This is a genomic window from Pseudoalteromonas denitrificans DSM 6059 (genome assembly GCF_900112265.1).
Lineage (GTDB): Bacteria > Pseudomonadota > Gammaproteobacteria > Enterobacterales > Alteromonadaceae > Pseudoalteromonas > Pseudoalteromonas denitrificans.
On the sequence record NZ_FOLO01000018.1, the window covers coordinates 66,573 to 82,901 of the forward strand.

17 protein-coding genes and 1 pseudogene are annotated in these 16,329 nt (G+C 34.2%); 7 read left to right on the plus strand and 11 right to left on the minus strand.

All coding sequences use genetic code 11. The annotated features are described in order from the left end of the window. Positions 1-98 precede the first annotated feature (98 nt). Positions 99-1,271 (plus strand): putative manganese transporter, encoded by a 1,173-nt coding sequence (locus BM088_RS12730; protein ID WP_091984395.1) that lies wholly within the window; start codon positions 99-101, stop codon positions 1,269-1,271. Positions 1,272-1,342: 71 nt separating this feature from the next. On the opposite strand, the gene BM088_RS12735 is transcribed toward BM088_RS12730, so the two are convergent. From BM088_RS12735 to seqA, 9 genes are all read right to left on the minus strand, one after another. Further along, a complete protein-coding gene (locus BM088_RS12735) occupies positions 1,343-2,065 on the minus strand; it encodes a hypothetical protein (RefSeq protein ID WP_091984397.1) in 723 nt (240 codons plus the stop codon). Positions 2,066-2,165: 100 nt separating this feature from the next. Further along, on the minus strand, positions 2,166-2,918 hold the full coding sequence (locus tag BM088_RS12740) for a LytR/AlgR family response regulator transcription factor (RefSeq protein WP_091984398.1): 753 nt from the start codon (positions 2,916-2,918) through the stop codon (positions 2,166-2,168). Continuing rightward, entirely contained in the window at positions 2,918-3,946 is a 1,029-nt protein-coding gene (locus tag BM088_RS12745) for a sensor histidine kinase (protein ID WP_143085072.1), read from the minus strand. Before BM088_RS12745 ends, BM088_RS12740 begins: the two co-directional genes overlap by 1 nt. 94 nt (positions 3,947-4,040) lie before the next feature. Next, positions 4,041-5,627 carry a dihydrolipoyllysine-residue acetyltransferase gene (locus BM088_RS12750; RefSeq protein WP_091984402.1) on the minus strand — a complete coding sequence of 529 codons (1,587 nt, stop codon included), beginning with the start codon at positions 5,625-5,627 and terminating at the stop codon, positions 4,041-4,043. Positions 5,628-5,904: 277 nt separating this feature from the next. Then, positions 5,905-6,882 carry an alpha-ketoacid dehydrogenase subunit beta gene (locus tag BM088_RS12755; protein WP_091984404.1) on the minus strand — a complete coding sequence of 326 codons (978 nt, stop codon included), beginning with the start codon at positions 6,880-6,882 and terminating at the stop codon, positions 5,905-5,907. After that, positions 6,882-8,099 (minus strand): thiamine pyrophosphate-dependent dehydrogenase E1 component subunit alpha, encoded by a 1,218-nt coding sequence (locus BM088_RS12760; RefSeq protein ID WP_091984406.1) that lies wholly within the window; start codon positions 8,097-8,099, stop codon positions 6,882-6,884. The genes BM088_RS12755 and BM088_RS12760 overlap by 1 nt, the downstream gene beginning before the upstream one ends. A 276-nt stretch (positions 8,100-8,375) precedes the next feature. Next, entirely contained in the window at positions 8,376-9,410 is a 1,035-nt protein-coding gene (astE, locus tag BM088_RS12765) for a succinylglutamate desuccinylase (RefSeq protein WP_091984408.1), read from the minus strand. A gap of 120 nt (positions 9,411-9,530) precedes the next feature. Continuing rightward, positions 9,531-11,171: a phosphoglucomutase (alpha-D-glucose-1,6-bisphosphate-dependent) gene (gene pgm, locus BM088_RS12770; protein ID WP_091984410.1), complete on the minus strand. Its 1,641-nt coding sequence runs from the start codon at positions 11,169-11,171 to the stop codon at positions 9,531-9,533. Between the two features lie 29 nt (positions 11,172-11,200). After that, on the minus strand, positions 11,201-11,785 hold the full coding sequence (gene seqA, locus BM088_RS12775) for a replication initiation negative regulator SeqA (RefSeq protein ID WP_091984412.1): 585 nt from the start codon (positions 11,783-11,785) through the stop codon (positions 11,201-11,203). A gap of 201 nt (positions 11,786-11,986) precedes the next feature. On the opposite strand from seqA, the gene BM088_RS12780 reads away from it, so the two are divergent. The 5 genes from BM088_RS12780 (at position 11,987) to fur (ending at position 14,442) form a co-directional block, all read left to right on the plus strand. Then, entirely contained in the window at positions 11,987-12,745 is a 759-nt protein-coding gene (locus BM088_RS12780; RefSeq protein ID WP_091984414.1) for an alpha/beta fold hydrolase, read from the plus strand. 82 nt (positions 12,746-12,827) lie between these two features. Continuing rightward, the gene (locus BM088_RS12785) at positions 12,828-13,049 is read left to right on the plus strand and encodes a DUF2788 domain-containing protein (protein ID WP_091984416.1); all 222 of its coding nucleotides are present in this window, start codon (positions 12,828-12,830) and stop codon (positions 13,047-13,049) included. Between the two features lies 1 nt (position 13,050). Then, positions 13,051-13,332, plus strand: a complete 282-nt coding sequence (gene ybfE / locus BM088_RS12790) for a LexA regulated protein (RefSeq protein WP_091984418.1) — start codon at positions 13,051-13,053, stop codon at positions 13,330-13,332. Between the two features lie 32 nt (positions 13,333-13,364). Further along, positions 13,365-13,892: a flavodoxin FldA gene (gene fldA, locus BM088_RS12795; RefSeq protein WP_091984419.1), complete on the plus strand. Its 528-nt coding sequence runs from the start codon at positions 13,365-13,367 to the stop codon at positions 13,890-13,892. A gap of 106 nt (positions 13,893-13,998) precedes the next feature. Next, positions 13,999-14,442 (plus strand): ferric iron uptake transcriptional regulator, encoded by a 444-nt coding sequence (gene fur / locus BM088_RS12800; RefSeq protein ID WP_091984421.1) that lies wholly within the window; start codon positions 13,999-14,001, stop codon positions 14,440-14,442. 58 nt (positions 14,443-14,500) lie between these two features. On the opposite strand, the pseudogene BM088_RS12805 reads toward fur, so the two are convergent. Beyond that, positions 14,501-14,947, minus strand: a pseudogene (locus BM088_RS12805) (VOC family protein). 41 nt (positions 14,948-14,988) lie between these two features. Here BM088_RS12805 and BM088_RS12810 point away from each other — a divergent pair. Continuing rightward, positions 14,989-15,453 (plus strand): GNAT family N-acetyltransferase, encoded by a 465-nt coding sequence (locus tag BM088_RS12810; RefSeq protein WP_091984423.1) that lies wholly within the window; start codon positions 14,989-14,991, stop codon positions 15,451-15,453. Positions 15,454-15,477: 24 nt separating this feature from the next. Here the strand turns inward: BM088_RS12810 and BM088_RS12815 are convergent, their stop codons facing one another. Then, positions 15,478-16,227, minus strand: a complete 750-nt coding sequence (locus BM088_RS12815; protein ID WP_091984426.1) for an SDR family oxidoreductase — start codon at positions 16,225-16,227, stop codon at positions 15,478-15,480. Between the last annotated feature and the right edge of the window lie 102 nt (positions 16,228-16,329).

The window sequence follows — 16,329 nt, forward strand, 5'->3', positions numbered from 1 at the left end:
CAAAGTGAATTAAACACAAAAAATAAATCTAAATGATATTGAATATCATTTAGATTTAAATTAAAGTGATTATACTTTACAATTTAACCAGAACTTTTATGACTTTTCAGCAAATATTAATATTTCAACAATACTTAAATACACGCAAAATTTCATTTAAGCGCGCTTTACTACCATTAATTTTAACTCTCTTATTTTTCAATGAACATACTCAAAGTATCATTATTCAATCCTTATCAGATGCTTTTTTGCAGGTGTCTATTTTTGTTGCTGCTACTTTATTTTTATATTATTACCTTGCGGAAAAATTTCCGCAATTTGAAATGAGTTATATACGCCAGAATGCACCTGCATTAGAAATACCATTAGCTTCCTTTTTAGGTGCTTTACCTGGGTGTGGGGGTGCTATCATAGTTGTAACACAATTTACCAAAGGACAAGCTAGTTTTGGCTCTGTTGTTGCGGTATTAACGGCGACTATGGGAGATGCTGCATTTTTATTATTAGCCACACGCCCTTTTGATGGGCTTATCGTTTTATCGAGTGGACTAATAGTGGGCACTTTATCTGGCTATATTGTTAATAAAATACATCACAGTGATTATTTGATACCCAAAACACCTTTATCTGAAAACAATACTAGTCTATCAGTTAATAATCCGATTCACTTTTTAAGCAGAACATTCTGGAAACTCGTCTTTATACCAAGTTTAATAATTGCATTTCTACTGGCATTTCAATTTAACTTTACAACTGTTTCAACATATTTGAATACACAAATTCAATTTTTTGGTACTGCTTGTGCTTTTTTGACGGTATTATTTTGGTCTTTTTCATCAAAAGGAGTGACTTATAAAGAAGTTACTGCCGAGGAACCAAATACCGCACAACCCTCAATTATTGATAAGGTTATGCAAGATACTCACTTTGTAACTGCTTGGGTTATTGCAGCATTTGTCTTATACGAAGTTACAATTACTTTTTTAGGTCTAGATTTAAAATCTTGGTTTGCCAGCTATGGTATATTTGCGCCATTAATTGGCGTTCTAATTGGGCTATTGCCAGGCTGTGGTCCTCAAATAGTGGTAACAACTTTATATATTCAAGGCATTATTCCTTTTTCAGCGCTAATGGCAAATGCAATATCAAATGATGGAGATGCCTTGTTCCCCGCTATTGCACTTGCGCCAAAAGCAGCGCTAATGGCGACCCTCTACTCTACTATTCCTGCATTATTAATTGGTTATTTTGTATATGGCTTTTTTGAATAATCTTGTTTGTAAAAATGATAAGAGAAGATATTTATCATTTTTACAAACTCACTTCATATTCTACTGAGATATTAATAACTAATTTCTGGGATATATTTTGCCAAACTCACATTATATTTTTCAACACCTTCCAATAGCTTTTCGGGTAATAATTTAATTGGATCATGAATTCCTTTTTTAGCCATCATCTGATAAAAATCAACAATAGATGTCGTATGAAAGGCGATAAATACGCTTGGTAAATTTGCGCCATATTGCTTAGAATAAACAGAGAAATGAAGCTGACTGTTTTGCTTTTTAAGATCTTTACTCCATTGTACTAAATACTTTTTTACTGGAACCCTCAATAATTGAAGCTCTAACCACACCATATTAGGAGATGCTTCATATTGCATTGATTTGGGCTCATTTGATAATTCAACTAAATGGCGCATCAAATAAAAATTTTGATTTACGATAGTTTTGCGATAAACAGCATCATTAGAGTTCAAAAAATCTTTTGAGAACTTACTTGACACTTGTTCCCATAACGCACTATCTTGTGCCTCATAATCGTGATTTTTTTGTTTATTAAAAGCAACATGACGCCCATCATCAAAGGCATAAAACCGCCAACTCCCCTTATATCCATTTTTATCCGCTTGTACTTTAAAATCAACAAGCGCTTTTTCATGATCCTTTACAAGTGCTGGTGCAATATAGTCATCGGCAACAACAAAGTAAGGACTTGGTTTTAATGCATGACTTGCAGATGAGATGGTCAATAATGAAAAGGCGATTAAAATATGTTTCATTGGGAACTCCTAAAATTAAAGTAAAATGGAGTGTATCGAAACTAAAATAATGAAAAAGAGTGCATAAGTTAGGCGGCTAATAGAATAAGTTAAGAGGCTATTATTTTGTAATTACATTTAAAATTTGATGCTTATATCTACGGCTTACTTTTAAAACCTGTTCATTATTCAGACGAACTTGCCCATCACCAAAACGCCCTTTTTCAATTTTAATTATTTTTGTTGTATTAATAACAAATGAACGATGAATTTGTACAAATATCTCATTATTGAGTTCTAATACTAGCCCTTTTAAGGTGCTACGCGTTAACAGGCTTTTATCATTAAAATATACAGCAACAAAATCTCCAACGGCTTCTAAATAAAAAATATCTTTGATCTTTACCCTAAACAAGCCTTCATCAGTTTGTAAACTGATTGCTTGCGAGTTAGGCGTAATATTAAATTGTTCAATCATAGATTTAAATTTAGTTTGTTGCGTGAACGCCTGTTTTTCGAGTAATCTCTGTCTCAAGTTTTCAACGAGTTGCTCAACCATGTCTTTTTCTAACGGCTTGAGCAAATAATCAAAAGCATTGTACTTAAATGCTTTAAGCGCATAACGATTGTACGCTGTGACAAATACAACCAAAGGTAAAGGGTTTTGCCATAATTCGAATAACGAAAAGCCATCAGCTCTTGGCATTTCAATATCCAAAAATATAACATCTACATTTTTAGGCTGCTGTTCCGGTAATTCATCAATTGAATAATAATGCGCACACATTATAAAATCTTTATAATCAGAAAATGCCATAGATAGCCCTTTATGGGCTGCAATTTCATCATCCACCACCCAGCATCTATATTTCATCAAAAACCTTCTTCCCAAGGAAGTTCTAAAGTAACAATAAATCTTTCTGATTCGGTAATACTTGTTACATGTGCCTTAGTCCCATATAACATAGAAAGTCGTGAGGCCGTGTTTTTCAATCCTATTCCTACCCCTTTATTTTTTACATTATATTTTTCACGACTTATTGGATTTGTAATTTTTATTATTAATTTTTCAGATACTTTGTGACAGCTTAATTCAATGTATTTTTCATATTTATTTTGCCATGAAAATTTAATTGCATTTTCGATTAAAGGTTGCAAAATTAATGGCGGTATAAATGCATTTTCACATTGCAAGTCAACCTGTTTGTTTATACTGATTTTCCCTTGATACCTTTGCTGTTCAATTTCAATAAAGTCGCTTAATAAAGACATTTCATCTGATAGGCGCACCTTATCTGAGTAATCAAGTTCAAGCGTTGTTCTTAAAAAGCGGCTTAATTTTAATAACATACTATGTGCAATATCAGTATTTTTTTCCTGTACAGCCACATCGATACTATTAAGAACATTAAATAAAAAATGTGGATTAAGTTGATACCTTAAACTTTGAAGCTGCGCCTCTTTAGTTTGGACACTTAATAATAAAAGTTCTTTTTGTTTTTGCTGATTTTGTAAATAAAATAAAAGGGAAAAAGACAGTCCACACCATGCTGCAATAAGCAATACGGAATAAGAACCACCACTAAACCAAACATCTAACGATGAATTAATTAAGCTCTGATATGAAATGCGATCATGTAATATTCGGCTTATATTATGCCAAAAAAGAGAAATAACAAGTGCAAAAGAAATAAGTAAAAGAGTACGAAGTATTTGCTGGAATTCTTTTATTTTATCAAAAATGATCCCTAAAACACCTGTTAATAAACAACCAATTAATGCACTAAAAAAGCTTCCGAACCAATGGTTAGAGCCATAAACCAGATGACTTATATGTTCAAATAATCCATATAAAGCCCATCCAATTAAATGTGCAATTAAAAGCAAAGGATATTGAAGCAAAATAGAATGGTCCAAAAATAAATAAAAAGTCAGTGTAATAATACACTGACTTTAATAATTAATTACATTACTTTTGGTTAAAATCTCACAGGGTTTAGCTCATTGCCATGATCATTTTAGATGGATTTTCCAAATAATCTTTCCATAAGTTATTAAATCGCGCAATTGTACCACCGTCTATTACACGATGATCGCCAGACCAACTAACTTGCATAATTGCCCGGGATACCACATTACCTTGATCATCAAAACGTGGTAAATGTTGTAATTTACCAAGTGCAACAATCGCAACTTCAGGTTTATTAATGATAGGTGTTGCAATTGTGCCACCAATTGCACCAATATTCGAAATTGTAATGGTACCGCCTTTTAAGTCTTCAGGTGATACACGGCCAGTTCTGGCAGAGTCTGATAAACGCGAGACCTCTTGTGCAATATCAACAATGTTTTTATTTTGACATTGTTTAATATTTGGCACTAATAAGCCTACTTTTGAGTCTACAGCCATACCAATATTATGATCGCCAAAATATTTAAGCTCAGTGCAATCATCATTTACTTTTGAATTAAGTACTGGATACTCTTTAATCGCTAAAGACAAAGCTTTGATAAAGAATGGCATCATAGTGACTTTAATACCTTGCTTTTTATACTCTTCTTTAATATCACCACGCAAGGCTATTAATTGTGTTAAATCAATTTCATCACTGTAAGTAAAGTGTGGAATAGTTGAAACTGATTCCGTCATTAATTTTGCCATAACAGCTTTGATGCCACGAATTGGTTCAACATGATCCGAGGAATTTTCACTCATGGCAATAGATCTTGGTGTTACATTATCAGGCGTTGTTATACTTGTTTTTTCTTCTATAAAACGTGCTAAATCTTCTTTATAAATACGGCCATTTTTTCCAGAACCAGGCACACACTTTATGTCTAAGTCCATTTCACGTGCACGACGTCGAACTGCTGGTGAAGCAACCGCTTTATCATTAATAATAGTCTGTATAGCGCTTTGGGCCTTTTTAATGACGGGAGCTGACTTTTCAAGCTCTAAAGATTTTGATGCTGCTATAACTGTCGGTGCGGGAACTTGGCTTGAGCTTGCACCACTTTGTAAGCGCATTTGAAATAAAGGACTGTGCACTTGTGCCACATCACCTTTAGCATAATAAAGCTTTTCAACTATCCCTGAATATTTAGCAGGGATTTGAACCAAAGCTTTATCTGTCATCACATCACAGACAGCTTGATCTTCAACAATGTGTTGGCCTTCTTCGACTAACCATTCCACAATTTCACATTCAACGATGCCTTCACCAATATCTGGTAAAATAAAATCATCTAAATGCGGATCACCAGAGTTCTCTAGTGGTGCTTCAACTTCAACAACCTGCTCTGCAGTTTGCTCAGAAATTGAAATAGGCGCTACAGATGTATCACCATTAACATTCATAGCAAATAAAGGGGCATGTACTTTTGCTATATCGCCTTTTGCATAATAAAGCTTACTGATCACACCATTATGTACAGCCGGGATTTGTACCAAAGCTTTATCTGTCATTACATCACAAATAGGCTGATCTTCATTAACTGTATCGCCTTCAACTACAAGCCATTCTACAACTTCGCATTCAACAATGCCTTCACCAATATCTGGTAAAATAAAATCCTGTGACATTAAAAATCACCTCGAAAAATTATTGTAAACTTAAACATGCCTTCACTACTATTATCAATAACAGGTAAAATAAAATCTTGTATCATTAAAATCACCTCGAAAAATTATTGTAAACTTAAACATGCCTTCTCTATTTTTATCAATAACAGGTAAAATAAAATCTTGTAACATTAAAATCACCTCAAAATATTATTGTATATTCAGCATGCAATCACTTATTTAATCAATAACAGGGAATATAAAACCTTATAAGTTTATATTCCCTGATAATGGCTCTTTAAAATGAAACTGATTTCTTTATTGCTGCCAATACTTTTAAAGCATCTGGCACATATTCTTTTTCTAAAGCCAGTGGATATGGCGTATCTAAGCCACATACACGCATAATAGGAGACTCTAAATGTAAGAAACATTCTTCACCTATCGTAGCTGCTATTTCGCTACCAAAACCATTTGTCACAGGTGCTTCATGACTCACTATCAATCTGCCTGTTTTAGTCACTGATTTAGCAATTGTTTCAACATCCCAAGGAATAATTGAACGTAAGTCAATAACTTCACAACTGATCCCTGCTTCCTCGGCTTGTTTAGCTGCATCTTCAATAATTTCCATTTGCGCACCCCAAGCTAATAAAGTGACATCTGAGCCCTCTTTTACAACTTGTGCTTTGCCTAATGGAATAATGTAATCATCTTCAGGTACTTCACCAATTGAAGCACGATATAAACGTTTAGGTTCAAAAAATAAAACGGGGTTCTGATCTTTTATCGCTGCTCTTAATAAACCTTTAGCTTCATATGGGTTTCTTGGAACAACAATTTTAAGACCGGGTGTATGTGCAAAATACGCTTCTGGTGATTGAGAGTGATACAAACCACCTGCAATACCACCACCGTATGGGGTACGAATTGTTAAGTTCCCCACATTAAATTCATTACCACTACGATATCTGAATTTTGCAGTTTCATTTACGATTTGGTCAAATGCAGGAAAAATATAATCTGCAAATTGAATTTCAGCTATTGTTGGTGCACCAAATGCGGCCAATCCATTGGCAAATCCTAAGATACCTTGCTCAGTTAATGGTGTATTAAATACACGATGACGACCAAACTGTTCTTGTAATCCAGAAGTTGCACGAAATACACCACCAAAAACGCCCACATCTTCACCAAAGATACACGCCATTGGGTTTTCAATCATTGAAATTTCTAAAGCGGAGTTAATCGCTTTTAACATATTCACTTTAGCCATTATTTCAATCTCCCTGACGTTGTCGGGTACGCGTGAGGATGCTGTTTAATATGAGACTCTAATTCATCAAACTGCTTAGTTAAAGCTGGGATAGGTGTATCATAAACATCAGTGATCAAATCCATTAGCTCAGGTTTTGCTACTTTTTCTGCCACTTTTAATGCTTCGAGTACTTGCTCTCTTACTTGTTCATCTAATTTATTTTCAGCTTCTAAATCTAACCATTCTTTTTTGAGTAACCAAGATTCAAAACGCTTAATTGGGCACGTTTCACTATTATCTGCTTCTTCTTGTTTAGAACGATACCCAGATGGATCATCAGATGTTGAATGTGCACCAACGCGGTAAGCAATTGATTCAATTAAAATTGGTTCGCCTGTCATTGTACACATTTCACGTGCTTTTTGTGTTGCAGCATATACTGCTAAAGCATCGGTACCATCAACTCGAATAGTTTTTATGCCATAACCAACACCACGACTTGCAATGCCATCTCCTGCAAACTGCTCTTCTGCAGGTGTTGAAATTGCATAACCATTATTACGAGCAAAAAATATTACTGGCGCTTTTAATACAGCGGCCATATTTAAACCCGCATGAAAGTCACCTTCAGAGGCTGCACCTTCACCAAAATAACATAAAGTAATATTATCTATTTGACTTGAAAGCGTATTGGTATCTTTGTCTACGTGTTTAATTTTTTGACCATATGCATATCCCGTAGCTTGTGGGATCTGCGTTGCAAGTGGAGAAGAAATTGTCATATAGTTCAATTCTTTAGAACCATAATGAATTGGCATTTGACGACCTTTGGCCGGATCCAATTCATTTGAAAACATCTGATTCATAAATTGATCTAAAGTAAAACCACGATAACGTAACGCTGCTTGTTCTCTATATTGCGCCATTATCATATCATTTTTATCTAAAGCGGCCGCACTTGCTGTAATTGCCGCTTCTTCACCAAGACATTGCATGTAAAAACTAACACGTCCCTGCCTTTGAGCTGCTTGCATGCGTTCATCTAAAGCGCGAATAAAGCGCATTGTGCGGTATAAATGCAATGCAGTGTCTTGACTCATATTTGGCTCAACTGCGCCGGGGTAAATTTCCCCATTGGCATTTAAAACTTTTAGTGTCGGAATATTTAAAGCATGACCATCTATAAATTCTAAATCATGCTTTACATTCATCGATACGTTATTTGGATTACTCATAACCTGTCAACTCTTGTTGTTAAAGCTAAGTTGATGAACTGTTATATTCATTTTTACCATTACCTTATCTAAATACAGCTTTTTTATTCATTAAAAAGATAATATTTAGATTTTATTTCTAATTTTTTCAGGTGTTTGGTAATAATTGGTCATCAAACTTGCTTAGTTTAAATTAAAACTGTTAAGACTTTACGTTAACGTAAACGGATATTCAACTAAGTTTAGATGAATATCCGTGATTTATAAGCATGGTTTATTAAAAAGGTGGAAAGTTATCTATACAATATTTTTTGAAAGTAATGGGATCACAGTCAATAGTGCTCTTTGACCTAATGCAACTTGGGCATTTGGAAAAATTATCGCTTCACCATCCACTTCTGCAACATAATGTTTATCGCCATCAGTTGCCATAAGTGCACCTTTTTCAAAACCTGTAAAATTTTCTACATCATCAGAAAATGAGAAAGAAAAATCCTCTTTAGTGCGGTTTATTGCACGATATACTTCAAAAAGCTCAAAATTTTCTGATTTATACTCAGGTAAAACAAGTTCTTCGAGTGTTAAAAGCGCAGTTAAAGTATTTTTTACTTTATCAAAACTCGCCATATTATTTTCACCAAAAGGACGTACCTGACCAAGTTCTATTGTAAATGCATCGGCCCCTAATTCATTTGATGCAAAATAACTAAAGGTGGTGGCGGCTGATTTCATCATTAGAACCGTATTTACACCGCAAGCGAGTAAAAAATTAAGTTGGTGCTTTTTCCAAGGTTTACCATTTAAATAGGGATAAACAGCAAACTTTTCATTTTTTGAGCCTCTAATGGCAGTGTGAAGATCATAGTGACATCTATAACGCCCCGTTTCTTGGGAGGTAAAAAACTGCGTCACATATTGCTCTAATTTCTTAGCATGTTTACGCTCTAAGTTAACTAAACCCTCACCTTTAGAATGTTCACCACTAAATAATCTATTTAAGTTTTCAGTAACAAAACGTTTGCCAATATTGATTGATGCTGGGTTACCAAAAATAAACAAAGCTCTTTGTTTCAATGTGATTTTTTGTGTAATAATATTTTGAATAAGTTCATCACATATTTCAATTGGAGCCGTTTCGTTACCATGCACAGCGCTGGATAAAACGATGTCTTTTTGGGTGGCAGTTTTAGGTGTGAATTGGATCACGCCAGTGTCGAGTACTTCAACTAAAGTACCATTTGAAAGTTCAAAAGAGCACGGGTTTAAAGACCATTCATTTTTACGACTTATAGATAAAAAATCGCCTGTTTTCTTTAATGTTTCGATATACATTGTTTGACCTAACGTTATATTTTTAAAAACTTTTATTATTAGGCTAAAGCCCAACCCACAATTGTTTTACTGTAAACATAAAAAAAGACGAATAAATTCGCCTTTTTTATCATTTTTCGATTATTTAATGACCGAGTTAACTAATTTTTTAGCCTCAACCTCTAATAAAGCCAGGTGTTCTTCACCTTTAAATGACTCTAAATAAATTTTATAAATATCTTCTGTACCAGAAGGTCGGGCCGCAAACCAGCCATTTTTAGTTACCACTTTTAAACCACCAATTGCGGCATTATTACCAGGTGCATGTGTCAGTTTGGTAATAATTGCTTCACCAGCAAGCTCAGTTGCAGTAACATCAGACGATTGAAGTTTAGATAATTTTTCTTTTTGCAGACTTGTTGCTGGCGCATCGATTCGCTTATATATTGGCGCTCCAAATTCATGCTCAAAATCTTGATATATCGTTGAGGGAGACTTTCCGGTAACAGCTAATATTTCTGCTGCTAATAACCCCATTATAAAACCATCTTTGTCTGTACACCATACAGAACCATCTAAGCGTAAAAATGATGCCCCAGCACTCTCTTCACCACCAAATGCTAATGTTGCATTGCTTAACCCTTCAACAAACCATTTAAATCCAACAGGTACTTCATATACGTCACGGGCATTTTTTTGTGCCACTTTATCTATCATGCCGCTTGATACCAAAGTTTTACCTATTTTTAAATCTTTGCGCCAATGTTCACGATGATTACATAAATAATCAATTGACACTGCTAAGAAATGATTAGGGTTCATTAATCCATCAGGTGTTACTATGCCATGTCGATCGTAATCAGGATCATTTCCGATACTAATATCAAACTTATCTTTAAGGGCAACTAAGTTTGTCATGGCATATTTAGACGAACAATCCATTCTGATTTTGCCATCTTTATCCAACGGCATAAAACCAAAGCGCGGATCGACTTCATCATTCACTATTGTAATGTTAAGTCCATAGTGACGTGCGATCACAGGCCAAAAATTAATACCTGACCCCCCTAAAGGGTCAATACCAATATGAACTCCCGATTTTGCAATAGACTCAAAATCAATGATATTACCTAAGTCTTCAACATAAGGGGTGATCATATCAATATATTTTGTAAAACCCGAACGTGATGCTTTTACAAATGGATATAGTTCAACTTCAACTAAATCCTCAATGAGTAGCTGATTAGCCCTTTGTTCAATCCAATCTGTTACGTCTTTATCAGCTGGACCACCATTGGGTGGATTATATTTAAAACCGCCATCTTGGGGTGGGTTATGAGAAGGCGTAACAACAATGCCATCGGCTAGTTCATGAGGATTTTTAGCATTGTGAGTAACAATGGCATGACTAATAACAGGTGTAGGCGTAAAGTCACCATTTTCTTGTGTTATTACTTGTACTTCATTTGCAACAAGTACTTCTATTGCTGAATTAAATGCAGCTTCTGATAAAGCGTGAGTATCTTTACCTAAAAATAAAGGCCCAAATATATTATTATTTTTTCTGTAATCACAAATTGCCTGTGTGATTGCTAAAATATGTGATTCATTAAATTGCGTATTGTATGAACAACCACGATGCCCTGATGTACCAAATGCCACTCTGTGTTCTGGAAATTGTTCAATATCTGGTTCATTTAAATAATATGCTGACATTAATTTTGGAATATTAACTAGGTCAGCTTGGGTAGCGCGCTTTCCTGCGTTGTCATGAATAGCCATTTAATTTCCTTTTTTAATAATATATTTAATTATAAATAATCTCTTAATTTTTCAGCTTGAGACTCACTATAATCTAAAATTGTTGCAACTTCGTGAAGCATCAACTTTTTACGAGTTGTATTAGAGTTGGTCATAACCCAATAGTCTGATTCTGGTATGTTTTTAGGATTCATACTGCTACCGCAATCTAATAAGGCTTCTTTACTGGTTGCAAAATAAATACGGTGCTTTCCTTTCACTTCGAGTACTTTATCAAAAGCATCTTTATGTGTTCTATGCAGTGCGCTTAAAATAAATAAAAACCTTCCGACAACACCTTTTTGAATTGCTAGCTCTTCTTTGTTTAGAAGATTGAATACGTCACCTTTTGATTTTGCACTTGGTAGCTTTTTTGCTTTTTTGCTATTTTTTGTATTTGTTTTTTCTGATGCAACATCAGTTTTTAAATCATCTTGTATAGTTTCGACTTGTACAGAAGTAACATCTTGAGCCGAAGAAGTAATAGGAGACAAGTTTAATAAACGACGTAAAATTTGAGTGGCATTTTCACCTATGCTTTGCGTATTACTTGCAATGTAGTGATATAACTCGTCATCTATTTCTATTTTTTTCATGATTTTCCTGTCTTAACTGCTTTGGGATAGCGTTTCGAGCGCATTATATCTTTTTTTAACTTCATACTCTATGGGCACATTTGAATTTGTAAATTAAATTCAAATGCTTTGAATACAAAATTTTCAATTGAACATTATATAATGCCTAAATCTTGTATGTTAAAATTATTTTTCTAAACATGGGCAGTATTCGGAGCAAAAATGCAATTACATTACAAACAAACAGGTCAAGGTCCTCACCTTATTTTAATTCATGGTTTATTTGGTTCTTTTGAAAATCTAAATGTAATTGCGCGACCTTTATCTGAGTTTTTCACCGTTACAGCGATTGATTTGAGAAACCATGGCCGCTCAATGCACAAGACAGAAATGACATATCCTGATATGTGTCAAGATGTTGTTCATTTGATGTCTCAATTAAATATTATAGAAGCGATATTTGTTGGGCATTCCATGGGAGGTAAAGTTGCGATGCAAATGGCTTTGACTCACCCTGAAAAAGTAAATAAATTAGTTGTATTAGATATTGCCCCTGTAGCATATGACGCGCGACATGATGATGTGTTCAAAGCATTAAACGCCGTGAATAATTCCCCCACTTCAAACAGACAAGATGCGGACAATTTAATGAGTGAATTTGTTAAAGAAATGGGCGTTAGGCAGTTTTTACTTAAAAGTTTTGTAAAATCAGAGGCTGGATTTCAATGGCGTTTCAATTTACCAATAATAGAAAATAAATATCACCAAATTTTAGCAGCTCCTTCAGGGCACCCTTTTGAGGGGGATACGCTATTTATAAAAGGGGGTAACTCACAATACATTACATCTGCAATGCGTAATACTTTTTTAAAGCTATTCCCAAACTGTAAAGCTAAAGTCATTCACGGTACAGGCCATTGGCTCCATGCAGAGAAACCAACCGCAGTGAATAAATCAATCACTGACTTTATTTTATCTTAATACAATATTTGCTAATTAATTCGTTAAAATTATGCTATAGTGCCGCCGTTTATTTCATAGGTCATCTTAAATAGGTCAACAAATGATCAGTAAATTAATCAATGAATTTGAAACCTTAGGGTTATATTTTGGCCTTGCAGCTTTATTTTTCTTTATTGGAATGGCGATTCAAGATGTTTTAAAAAAAGGAAATGTGCCTTTCTTTGGTCGTGCAGTTGTTTGGTTAGTACTCTTTTTAGGATGTTCTGGTTTTATCGCTAAAGGCTTGATCCAAGTCTTTTGGCAAGGCGCGGGTGTCAGCTAATATGGCAAAAGCACAAACAGATAGAACGACGATTGACTTATTTGAAAATGAGAAACGTCCAGGTAGACCAAAAACGAATCCGTTATCGCGAGAGCTACAACTGAAAGTAAATAAAAGAAATCAGTTGAAACGGGATAAAGCACGTGGATTAAAAAGAGTTGAATTTAAAGTTTCTGCAGAACTTTATCAGGCATTAAATGATATGGCTGATGCACAAGATATTAGCAGAAGTGCGCTTGTAGAGATGATACTGCAAGAAAAATTAGCATATAGAATTGAATAATACGATTTTGATAGATAGAAGGTTATTTCATCATGGCAAGTGTAGGTATATTTTTTGGTAGTGATACCGGTAATACAGAGCATGTTTCTAAGCTTATTCAAAAAGAGCTTGGTAAAAAAATGGTTGATGTTTTTGATATTGCAAAAAGCAGTAAAGAAGACATAGCTGAGTTTGATTTAATATTATTTGGTATTCCGACTTGGTATTACGGCGAAGCACAGTGTGATTGGGATGATTTTTTCCCTGAATTAGAAGAAATTGATTTTAACGAAAAGTTAGTTGCTATATTTGGCTGTGGAGATCAAGAAGATTACGCAGAATACTTCCTTGATGCGATGGGAATGGTTAATGATATTGTAACTGAACGTGGCGCCATTGTTGTTGGACATTGGTCTAGTCAAGGGTACGATTTTGAAGCATCAAAAGGCATGGCTGATGATTCACACTTTGTTGGTTTAGGTATAGATGAAGACCGACAACCTGAATTAACAAATGATCGTGTTAAGCAATGGTGTGCACAAATTTTTGAAGAAATGTGTTTAGCTGAATTAGCCGATTAGTAAAACAGTAAATTCCTGTTTATTTCAATTATATCGTGTATATTAAGATATAATAAACATTGTCTTAAAACACAGTAAACAATAATGATATTTGAGAAAAAATTTAATGACTGATCATAATTTAGAATTAAAAAAAGCAGGCTTAAAAGTAACACTGCCAAGAATTAAAATTCTTGAGATTTTACAATTACCTGAAAATCAACATATCAGTGCTGAAGACGTTTACAAAATTCTTTTAGATAAAGATGAAGAAATTGGTTTAGCCACTGTATATCGTGTACTAAACCAGTTTGATGATGCAGGCATTGTTTCGCGTCATCACTTTGAAGGCGGAAAGTCCGTTTTTGAATTATCTGGTACCACACACCATGATCATCTTGTGTGTTTAAAGTGTGGTAAAGTTATTGAATTTCATGACGAAATTATTGAAGATCGTCAAGAAAGCATTGCTGAAAAAAATGGTGTGCGTTTAACAAATCATTCATTATATTTATATGGTGAGTGTAGTGATACGAAAGCATGTTCAGAATATGCAGATGCAAATCATTAATTTATTGATAAAATAAAATTAAAAATAAAAGCCTATCATTTGATAGGTTTTTTTGTAGTTATAGGTTAAGCTTGGACATCAAAAATGTTTTAAGTTCGCTCTGTGTTAACTCTAAAAGGTCCCATTTATTACCATATAAATCTTCAAATACAACGACTGTACCGTAGCTCTCTTCTCTTGGTTTTTCATTAAATTTAACACCATTTAAAATCATTTTTTCATAATCACGCCAAAAGTCATTTGTTTGCAAAAATAAAAAAACGCGCCCACCGGTTTGATACCCTACGGATTTTGTTTGTTCACCCGATGCAGCTTACGCCAATAATAAGTTAGTACCGTTACTATTAGGAGGAAAAATTAATACCCAACGCTTACCTTGACCTAAATTTGTATCCTCAACTAAGGTGAATTGTAATTTTTTAGTGTAAAATTAAATTGCATCATCATAATTATCATCAACAAGCGCAATACGACTTATGATTTGTTTTAATGGTTTCACATACATTCCTTTTCAATAAAATATCTTTCTAACTTTTAGGTTTATTTATGATTAAAATTCGTGCTTTTAAAATAAGTGATGCAGTTAAACTACACACTATTTTTTTTAATACCGTCAGAAATATTAATATTAAAGACTATACACAACAACAAGTTGAAGCTTGGGCGCCTGAACAATATGACCATGCTTTATGGGAGCAACGTATGCAAAAAATGAATCCATATATTGCCACCATTAATGAACAAATTGTAGGGTATGCTGACTTACAAGATGATGGTCTAATTGATCATTTTTTTTGTCATACACAATTTCAAGGAAAGGGAATTGGAAAAACTTTAATAAACAAAATTTTACAAGATGCAACTGACAAAAAGATATCACACCTGTATAGCCATGTGAGCATTACAGCAAAACCTTTTTTTGAACATTTTTGTTTTACCCTTTCACGTGAAAATCAGAACAATGTGCGAGGCCAAGTTCTAAAAAATTATGTTTTAGAAAAGCAATTATAATAAACTAAAAAAATGGGCTTAAAACTACAATCCACCCGCTAAATCTAAAAAATTACCAGTAGAGAAAGAGGCTTTATCTGACGCTAGCCAAAATATCGCTTCAGCAACCTCAGAGGCCTTACCACCTCGTTGCATTGGGATGATATTTTTAAGTCTCTCAACTCGTTCAGATTCGCCGCCATCGGCATGCATATCAGTATAAATTAATCCCGGACGTACACAATTAACACGTATCCCTTCATCGGCTACTTCTCGTGATAAACCCAGTGTTAATGTATCAATCGCACCTTTTGAGGCGGCATAATCGATATATTCATTAGGCGAACCTGACTTTGCAGCACCCGATGAAACATTCACGATGACACCACCTAAACCTTGTTGTTTAGTTGACATTTTTTTAACTGCCTCACGTGCACATAAAAAATAACTCGTGACATTAGTTGTTAAAATTTCATTTATTCTATGTGCTGTCATATCTTGTAAACGAGACTGCTTTTTTAAAATACCTGCATTATTAACCAGTACAGTAATAGCCCCCAGTTTTTTATCTACCGTTTCAAATAATCTAATAACATCATTTTCATTAGAAACATCCGCCTGAACGATAATACAATTACCACCATCACTTTTAATTTCACCTGCCACTAAATTTGCAGCTTTAAAGTTAGATTTATAATTTATACATACAGTAAAACCATTTTTAGCAAAAAGTTTGGCAGTCGCAGCGCCAATACCACGACTTGCTCCCGTTATTATAGCCACTTTTTTATTCATTCATTTCCTTATATCTTCTTTACCAAGTTTTATTATTTTACAACCTCATTTACAGGTTTGTGCATTATCAAACACATAGGTTAATTTCAAAAAAACAAATTA